Below are 8,457 nucleotides of genomic sequence, written 5' to 3' on the forward strand. Positions count from 1 at the left end.
TCGTTCACCGACAGCCGACTCCCACCGTGCTCTACGCCCCGTCCTCTGGGGTGTAGGCCGTCACCAGGAGGGTGGCTGCTGTGCGGGGGGTTGCGTTGGAGGGGAGTTGCTCGGTGGTGATTCGGGTGAAGCCTGATTCGGATAGGAGGTTCTGCCAGACCTGTTTCCGCAGGACCCAGCGGCGCATGTGGGTGGGGGTGCCGGTTGGTGTTTTCGCGTGGATTTCCGTGTGGTGGAGGTCGGGGTGGGCGGGTGTGCCGTCGATGTGGTGGGCGAGGGTGGAGAAGACGAGTCGGCCGCCGGGACGCAGGGCGGTTGCGGTGGCGGGGAGCAGGACGCGGGGGTCGGTGAAGTCGATCGCGCCGAAGATGCTGTAGAGCACGTCGTAGGTGCTGGTGGTGCTGCGTAGGTGCTGGGATACGTCGCAGTGGGTCAGGTGGAGGCGGGGGGTGAGGTGGCCGTAGAGGGTGGTGGCCATGCTGTGCTGGGCGGGTGAGGCGTCTACCGCGGTGATACGGGTGGGGCTGTGGTGGACGGCCAGGTGGGCGGCGTGGCGGGCGGCACCGGCGCCGAGGTCGGCGATGTGACGGTCGGTGATGTCGCCCAGGATCTCCGTTCCGGGGCCGCCGGTTTGGTCCCAGGTCCAGGAGAAGTGGTCGGGGACGGCGAGGTCGGTGGCGTTGCGGGTGCGGCCGTAGTGGTGCCAGAGGTCCGGGGTGGGGGTGGTCACCCTGTCCATCTTGGTGGGGTTGTGGCGCTCGGCGGGCGGGTTCGCCGTTATTCGGGGGTGGGGTGTGGGGGCAGCTGCTTCAGCCATGTCGCGGTGTGTTCGGGGTGCGTGAAGTGATGGACCGTCAGGTGTGCGAAGCGAGGGTTCTCCGTGCGGGACTTGATCTCCTTGTGGCGGGTGGTGTGTTGGGTCCAGGACCACCAGGCGGGGTGGTCCTTGGTGAGCCAGGCGTGCCAGGTTTCGCGGTTGCCGCCGTAGAGGGGTTCGCGGGTGAGGGTGCGGTGGAGGGAGCGGCGGAGGATTCTGGGCATGACGGTGCGCATGGGGTAGTCGAGCCAGATGACGGTGTCGGCTCGGGTCCAGAGGAGGTCGCGGACTTCCGGGTAGCCGAGGGAGTCGATGATCCAGTGGGGGTGGGTGGTGATGGCTTCCACCTGTGCGGTGAAGTTCTTGTTCCTGGTCCAGTCGGGGCCGTCGTAGTAGAGGGCGTCCATCTCGTGGTACGGGAGGTGGAGGCGGGTGCTGAGGGTGCGGGCCAGGGTGGATTTTCCTGCTCCGGTCACGCCTGCTATCAGGGCTCGCTGCATGGTGCTGGACTCTAGGCGCGGGTCCGGTGGCGTGTTTCGTACCCTGGGGGCATGCGTATGCGGCCCACTCTGAGTTGGACTCCGTCCGGGGAGTCGTTGGCGGGGAGTACGGATCTCGCGCCGGTTGCCGGGGTGCTGGGTGCCGGTGGGGTGCTGGTGCTGAGCGGGGCCGGGATCTCGACCGAGTCGGGGATTCCGGATTACCGGGGTGAGGGCGGGAGTCTCCGTAGGCACACGCCGATGACGTACCAGGACTTCACCGGGAGTGTGCAGGCGCGGCGGCGGTACTGGGCGCGGAGTCATCTGGGGTGGCGGACGTTCGGGCGCGCGGTGCCCAATGCGGGGCATCTGGCGGTGGCCGCGTTCGGGCGGGCCGGGCTGCTGGCCGGGGTGATCACGCAGAACGTGGACGGGCTGCACCAGGCGGCCGGGAGCAGTGGGGTCGTGGAGCTGCACGGCAGTCTGGAGCGGGTGCGGTGTCTTGCGTGCCGTGCGTTCAGTTCGCGTCATGAGCTGGCCCGGCGGCTTGCGGAGGCGAACGTGGGGTTCGCGCCGGTGGCGGCCGGGATCAATCCGGACGGGGATGCCGATCTCACCGATGAGCAGGTCGGGGATTTCCGGGTCGTGCCGTGCGCGGTGTGCGGGGGTGTGCTCAAGCCCGATGTGGTGTTCTTCGGGGAGAACGTTCCGCCTGAGCGGGTCGAGCAGTGCCGTGGGCTGGTGCGTGGGGCGTCGGCGGTGCTGGTGCTGGGGTCCTCGCTCACGGTGATGTCGGGGCTTCGGTTCGTGAGGCTCGCCGCTGAGCTGGGGAAGCCCGTGGTGATCGTGAACAGGGATGTGACTCGGGGGGATCGGCACGCGCTGGCTCGGGTCGCGTTGCCGCTGGGTGCGGCTCTGACGTCGGTGGCCGGTCGGCTCGGGGTGCCGGTCGGTGCGGACTCGGCCGGTCCCGGGGGGCCGCCTGCTTCGGGTGGGGCGTCCGTCGTCCTCGACGGGCGGACGGCGACCTGAGCCGGTTCGCCGTCCGTCCAGTCCGTGGGGCGGCCGGGGCCGCGTGGGGCTCTGTCAGATGCCCTTGAACGCGTCCTTGTGGGCGGTCAGCCACTCTTCGAAGGTCTCCAGGGCGGGGTTGAGGGCACGGACCCTGTCCAGGTCGCGGGCGCCGGTGAAGTCGGCTTCGGCTTCGTAGTAGTAGCGGAACATGTTGGTGAACTCCTCGGGGGCGGCGAGGCCGAGGTCGTAGAACTGGTCGAAGGTCAGGGGGCGGTAGTCCACCGTCTCGCCGAGGACCTTGGCGAAGGTGTCCGCGATCTGCCGTCCGGTCAGGTGGTCGCCGGCGATGCTGACGGTGTCGCCGACGAGGGCGGTGCCGCGCTGGAAGATTCCGTAGGCGGTGCGGCCGATGTCCTCGCCCGCGATGCCGGACAGGCGGCGCTCGCCGAGCGGGAGAATGATGGCGAGGGTGCCGTCCTCACCGCGCCGGAGGCTGAAGCCGTAGGTGAGGGACTCCCAGTAGAAGGTCGTGCGCAGGAACGTGGTGGGGACGCCCAGTTCGCGGAAGGCGTTCTCGCCGTCGTACTTGCCGTCGAAGTGCGGGACCGTGTAGGAGCCCTGGATTCCGGGGATGCCGAGCGGGGCGAGGGTGGGGCGGGTGTCGTCCAGGGTGGACCAGATGACGTGTTCGGCGCCGGCGTCCTTGAGGGCCTGGGCGGCGGCGTGGGCCTGGCTCTTCTCGACCTCGGCGGACATCGACTCGAAGAAGTTGGTGACGACGAAGGCACCGTGGACACCGGCGAACGCGTTCTTCAGGGTGGCCGGGTCCGCGAGGTCGGCCTCGACGACCTCGGCGCCGCGGGCGGCGAGTTCCCGGGCGCGGTCGGAGTCGGCGTTGCGGGTGATGGCCCGTACCGCGAAGGGGGACGCGGGGTCGTCGAGGATGGCGCGGACCAGGCCGCCGCCCTGGGTGCCGGTGGCTCCTACGACGGCGATGATCTTCTTCTCGCTCATGGCATGCTCCGTGTATCGGCTGGGCTTTATGGGTTTTATGGTCCGTTTCCGGTGAGTTGTTCGCCGGTTCGCGGGCCTTTCCGTCGAACGCCTCAACCATATGGTCCAAAAATTGGAACGTCAAAAGTTAAACTAAAACTGGCCGGATGTGATCTCCGCCGCCGACCGGTGGGCGGCTCGGTCGGCGGACCTACGTCTTCCGGCCGGAACGGGCTCGTGACCAGGGGCGGTGCGCGGCTATGCTCGCCTGTCCCAGGCAGGACGCGGCAGGAACGGACGGACGCTCATGGGGCGCAGTGCGCGCAAACTGGCCAATCCCGATCTCGGGATGCTCGCCGTGAACCTTCTGCGACTGGTTCAGGGCGAGCTGTTCCGAGCCTTGGCCGCGCAGGGCTTCACCGGGCTCCGGCCCCGGCACGGCGGTGTCCTGGCCTATCTGGACGACGACGGGCTCCGGCTCAGTGACCTCGCCCGGATCACCGGGCGCAACAAGCAGACGCTGGGCGCGATCGTGGACGAGCTGGAGGGGCTCGGGTATCTGTCCCGGATCACCGATCCGTCGGACCGGCGGGCGCGGCTGATCGTGCCCACGGAGCGGGGGCTGGAGCTCGTCACCGCCGCCGACGCTGCGATGGCGGAGCTGGAGGAGCGGCGGGAGCGGCTCATGGGGGCGGCGGAGTACGGGGCGTTCAAGCGGGCGCTTGCGTTGATGGGGGAGGCGGAGGGGCCGGGGGTGGCCGATGGGGGGGCCGGTTCCGGCGCCGATGGCGGGGGTGGGTCCGCTGCCGGGGCCGGGAAGGCGGACGGGGACGGGGACGGGGACGGGGACGGGGACGGTGGAGATTGTTGAGGTTCCGGGGGCCGGGCTCCGCCCTGTGCACGCGTGTCGGCGCTGTCCAACTACACTGTCGGGAATAGGAGTTGCGCCGGGGCGAGTGTGAGCAGGGCACGCCTGGGAATCCGTCGAAAGCGCGGTGCCGTCCGACCCCGGTTTCTCCAAGGCACCTGTAAATCGGCTGTGTTACTGCCCACTCCCGGCTGGGCGGCGGGCGGTACGTACGGCGTGTTCACCCCGCTGACCTGGGCGGGAGCGGATGTGAAGCACAAGTGACGCACAGGTGATATTCCGGCCTCCGGGAGGAGCTATCCGGGCTACGGCACGGTAGAGTCCGACCGTCGTTCAATAGAGAACATCTGTTCACACCGACTTCATCCCGTAGCCTCTGGCCGGATGAGCGGGTCTGTGGCCAAGGATGTCGGATCGCCTGGAGCCAGCGAATTGTCCATACCTTCGTCGCTCGCCCGGTTGCACACCGCGGCTTCGCGTCTGCTACTGCCTGTGGTGATCGTACTGTCGTTCGCCGCGCAGGCGGCCGGTGCGCTTATGCCCAGCGTCCTGGTGCTCGGTGCCGCCACCGCCGTGGGCATGGCGGCCGACCTGGCGATGCACCGGTGGCAGGGCGGCATGGTCAACGCGCTCGGCAAGCTGCACGCGACGGTGACGGTGCGTCAGGTCGTCCGTGACTTCCTGCTGCTGTCCGGTCTGCTGCACCTGGACGAGAAGGACCACGAGGCGAAGTACCTGATCCTCGTCTTCGGTCTGCTGCTGTTCCACGCCCTGCACGTCGCCACCCAGGCGGTCGCCGTGATGGTGCGCCGTACGCGCACGCTGCCGCTGGTGACCCGGAACATCGACGCCTCCGCGCTGCGGCTGAGCGCCGCTCCCCCGGCGCTGCTCATGCGCCGTTCCGGCCGACGGCTGCTCGTCTTCGCGCTGCCCTCGGCGGCCGGTCTCGTGACCTCCGGCGCGACGGGCTCGGCGCGTTTCGCGGCGGCGGGCATCGCCGTGTCGGTCGCGCTCTCGCTGGTGGCCGTCGGCACGCTGCTGTGGCGGCTGCTGCCGTCGCGCCGCCCCGTCTCGGACGAGCAGGCGCTGGAGTGGTTCGAGGCGTGGCTGGCTGCGTACCAGCCGACCGTGGGGATGTACTTCTCCGGCGGCACCAGCTCCGTCTACCAGGCGGACATGTGGCTGGAGCCGCTCGCCCGGCTGGAGGGGCGTCCGCTGATCGTGCTGCGCGAGCGGTTCATGGTGAAGCGGATCGCCGCGACGGACATCCCGATCGTGTGCCTGCCCAAGGTCGCGGACCTGATGCGGCTGGAGCACTCGACGCTGAAGATGCTCATCCACCCGTCCAACTCGGGCAAGACCTCTCAGGTGCTGCGCATCCCGACGATCAAGCACGCCTTCGTCAACCACGGCGAGAGCGACAAGCTGTCGAGCTGCAACCCGTACGCGAAGGCGTACGACGAGGTGTGGGTGGCCGGTCCGGCCGCGCGGGAGCGGTACGAGCTGGCGGACGTCGGGGTGGACGACCGGGACGTGGTGGAGATAGGCCGCCCGCAGCTCGACGTCATCGAGCCGTACGCCGGTGCCCCCACCGGGGCGTACACCACCGTGCTGTACGCCCCGACCTGGGAGGGCTGGGACGGCAATCCGGGCAACACCTCGGTGATCGAGGCCGGTGAGAACATCGTGCGCGCGCTGCTGGCCGACCCCGCCGTACGGCTCCTCTACAAGCCGCACCCGCTGACCGGTTCGGTGGACGCCCGCGCGGGTGCCGCGAACCTGCGCATCCAGGAGATGATCACCGCCGCAAGCGCCCGGCGGGCCGCCGCGCACCGGGGTGAGCGGACCGCGCCGTCCGCCGTCGCGGAACTGGAGCGCCGGACGGCCGAGTTGGACCGGCTGACCACGTCCGCGTTCCGTACCGCCGCCGACGACGTGGAGCGGATGCTGCTCCAGGGGCTGCCCGAGCCGGGTCGGCGCGCGGAGGCCGCGGCGGCGGCAACGGCGTGGGAGGACGCGTACTGGGCGTCGTTCCCGGAGTGGGAGCACCGGATCGTGGTCGGGCCCCGGCCGGGTGTGTACGCCTGTTTCAACGCGGCTGACCTGCTGATCAGCGACGTTTCCAGTGTCATTTCCGATTACCTGGCGAGCGAGAAGCCGTACGCGGTCGCCAACACCAGCGGGCTGTCCGAGCACGACTTCCGCGAGGCGTTCCCGACCGTGCGCGCGGGTGCCGTGCTCGCCCCGGACGCCTCCGGTGTCCCGGCGCTGCTGGCGTCGGTGCGGGAACCGGAGCGGGACACCTACGTCCAGGCGCGTGCCGAGCTGAAGGAGCACCTGCTGGGTCCCTCCGAACCGTCGTCCGCGGTCCGCTTCGACGACGCCTCGCGTGCGCTGTGCGCGGAGGCCGAGGAGCACCGGGCGGGTATGGCGGTCCGGGCGCTGGCGATGATCCCCCAGCAGCCGGACGGACGGACCAAGCTGGACAACGAGCACGTACGGGGGTGAGCCCCGGCGGGTACGGGGGTGAGCCCCCGGCCCGTACGAGACCGCGCCGCCCGGTGATGTCACCGGGCGGCGCGGTCGTGTGCGGGGGCGTGTGCGGGGGCAGGGGCAGGGGCAGGGGCGTGTGCGGGGGCAGGGGCGGCCGGGGCGGTCAGGCGGCGAAGCCGATGTTGGTGACGTACTCGTACTGGCCCCACTGGGAGCCGAGGTCCACGATCTGGTCCACCCAGGCGGTGTCCAGGGCCTGGTCGTCGGCGGCTGCCCAGGCGGTGATGATGGCTTCCCAGCGGCGGACGGTGAGGGTGCGGAACTCCACGACGCGCTGGTGCGGGCGGCTCACGCCGGACTGGTTGAGCGGGTGGATCTCGACGCGGGTGCCCCGGCCGGAGCGGCTGAGGCGGGCCAGCAGATAGCGGGCCACGTTCTGGCGGCGGACGGTGCGGTACGCGGTCTCGATGCGGTCCAGGTTCCGCCGGCTCGGCTGCCGGGTGCCCTGGAGCCAGGCGCGCAGGGTGCGGTCGGTGACGGTGAGGCCCGCTTCCCGGGCGGCGGCGCGGGCGTGCGGGGTGCGGGTGAGGTAGTTCAGCCGGGCCAGCAGGCCACGCCGGACGGTGACCGGGGTGGCGATGAAGTCGGCGAGGGCGTCGAGCTGCCGGGCGACGGCCTCGTGGCCCTTGATGCCGCTGGCGCCGAACTTTCCGAACTCCCTGGTGCGCTCGGGCATGTGCGGTTCCGCTCTCCCTGTCAGTTGGCGTCGTCGTCGGTGTCGTACGCGGTGTCGTGCGCGGTGTCGTCGGCGCCCGCGTCCGACGGGATCCCGGGTTCGCCGCCGACGGTGTACACGTCCTTGACCTTCACCTCGGAGACCCCGCGTCCCTCGGGGAAGACACCGCGCCAGTCCCCGATGACGTGCAGTTCGTCGGTGCCCATCGCGCGGACGAGGGTCAGGCCCTCGTCGTACGCCTTGAACGCCTTCATCCACAGGTTGGCGAACGCCTGGGAGCGGATGAGGTGCATCCAGTCGGGACGGTACAGCTCGCGGTTGTAGTTGGACTCCCCCATCGTCGAGACGAACTTGGAGTACATCGCCTTGATGTACTCGAGGGTGACCTCGTCGTCCTGGGCGATGGCGGTGTCGCGGGCGTCCTTGAGGACGATCCGGAACTTGTCGAGGAGGCTCTCGGTGGCGCCCGAGGTGAACGACTCGTGGATCTCGGGGGGGTCGCACATGCCGTACTTCGGCCCGGCGAGCCGTTGCAGCAGGCGCAGGGTGGGTTCGGTGACCCAGAGCGGGCCGGGTTCGTCCCGGTTGCCGATGGGGTTGGGCAGATACGCCTCGTGGTCCCAGGCGGGCGGGGTGATCAGGTGGACCCCGGCGCGGCGGCGATCGTGGTCGAAGCCGGTGGAGTGCTCCAGCTGGCCGATCGGCAGGTGGGTCTTCAGCGCGCTGAGATAGGCGCCGTTGATGTCCAGCGCGGTCACCTGGTGGGCGCCCGTGGGGAGTTCGGGGCGGGTCCACTTGGGGCGTGCCTCCCAGACCTGGTCGCTGCCGCGCGCGGTCTGCTTGCGCAGCACGTCCGGAATCCAGGGGTGCGCGATGACGTCGTACCGGCCGCCTCTGCGGCACTTGTCGAGCAGGGCCATCGCGTCCGGGATCGCCCGCTTGACCAGTGCGGCCGTGGCCGCCTCGACGTCGCCCTCGTGCTGGGCGAGCGTGGCGGCGACCGTTTCCATGAGCTGCCCGGCCGGGTCGGCCTCGGCTGTGGTACGGACTCGGCGGC

General features: G+C 70.3%; 7 protein-coding genes and 1 pseudogene. 3 read left to right on the top strand and 5 right to left on the bottom strand.

Going from position 1 to position 8,457, the window contains the following annotated elements; genetic code table 11:
- Nucleotides 1-31 precede the first annotated feature (31 nt).
- Complete coding sequence (locus tag KUM39_RS27715) at nucleotides 32-739, bottom strand: methyltransferase domain-containing protein (protein WP_217788538.1); 708 nt, start codon at nucleotides 737-739, stop codon at nucleotides 32-34.
- Nucleotides 740-777: 38 nt separating this feature from the next.
- Complete coding sequence (locus tag KUM39_RS27720) at nucleotides 778-1,317, bottom strand: P-loop NTPase family protein (RefSeq protein ID WP_217788533.1); 540 nt, start codon at nucleotides 1,315-1,317, stop codon at nucleotides 778-780.
- 51 nt (nucleotides 1,318-1,368) lie between these two features.
- Between KUM39_RS27720 and KUM39_RS27725 the strand changes: the two genes are divergently transcribed.
- The gene (locus KUM39_RS27725) at nucleotides 1,369-2,328 is read left to right on the top strand and encodes an NAD-dependent protein deacetylase (protein ID WP_217788534.1); all 960 of its coding nucleotides are present in this window, start codon (nucleotides 1,369-1,371) and stop codon (nucleotides 2,326-2,328) included.
- Nucleotides 2,329-2,382: 54 nt separating this feature from the next.
- On the opposite strand, the gene KUM39_RS27730 is transcribed toward KUM39_RS27725, so the two are convergent.
- Entirely contained in the window at nucleotides 2,383-3,324 is a 942-nt protein-coding gene (locus KUM39_RS27730) for an NmrA/HSCARG family protein (RefSeq protein WP_217788535.1), read from the bottom strand.
- Between the two features lie 286 nt (nucleotides 3,325-3,610).
- Here KUM39_RS27730 and KUM39_RS27735 point away from each other — a divergent pair, with 286 nt between their 5' ends.
- Nucleotides 3,611-4,174, top strand: a complete 564-nt coding sequence (locus KUM39_RS27735; RefSeq protein WP_217788536.1) for a MarR family winged helix-turn-helix transcriptional regulator — start codon at nucleotides 3,611-3,613, stop codon at nucleotides 4,172-4,174.
- Between the two features lie 492 nt (nucleotides 4,175-4,666).
- Complete coding sequence (locus tag KUM39_RS27740) at nucleotides 4,667-6,679, top strand: hypothetical protein (protein ID WP_308288264.1); 2,013 nt, start codon at nucleotides 4,667-4,669, stop codon at nucleotides 6,677-6,679.
- A 148-nt stretch (nucleotides 6,680-6,827) separates the two neighbouring features.
- On the opposite strand, the gene KUM39_RS27745 is transcribed toward KUM39_RS27740, so the two are convergent.
- Together KUM39_RS27745 and KUM39_RS27750 are read right to left on the bottom strand one after the other, a co-directional pair.
- Nucleotides 6,828-7,400, bottom strand: a complete 573-nt coding sequence (locus tag KUM39_RS27745) for a transcriptional regulator (protein ID WP_217788537.1) — start codon at nucleotides 7,398-7,400, stop codon at nucleotides 6,828-6,830.
- Nucleotides 7,401-7,420: 20 nt separating this feature from the next.
- A pseudogene (locus KUM39_RS27750) lies at nucleotides 7,421-8,457 on the bottom strand (transcriptional regulator); the annotation flags it as partial.

The sequence above is a fragment of the Streptomyces corallincola genome (assembly GCF_019104725.1).
GTDB classification, from domain to species: domain Bacteria; phylum Actinomycetota; class Actinomycetes; order Streptomycetales; family Streptomycetaceae; genus Streptomyces; species Streptomyces corallincola.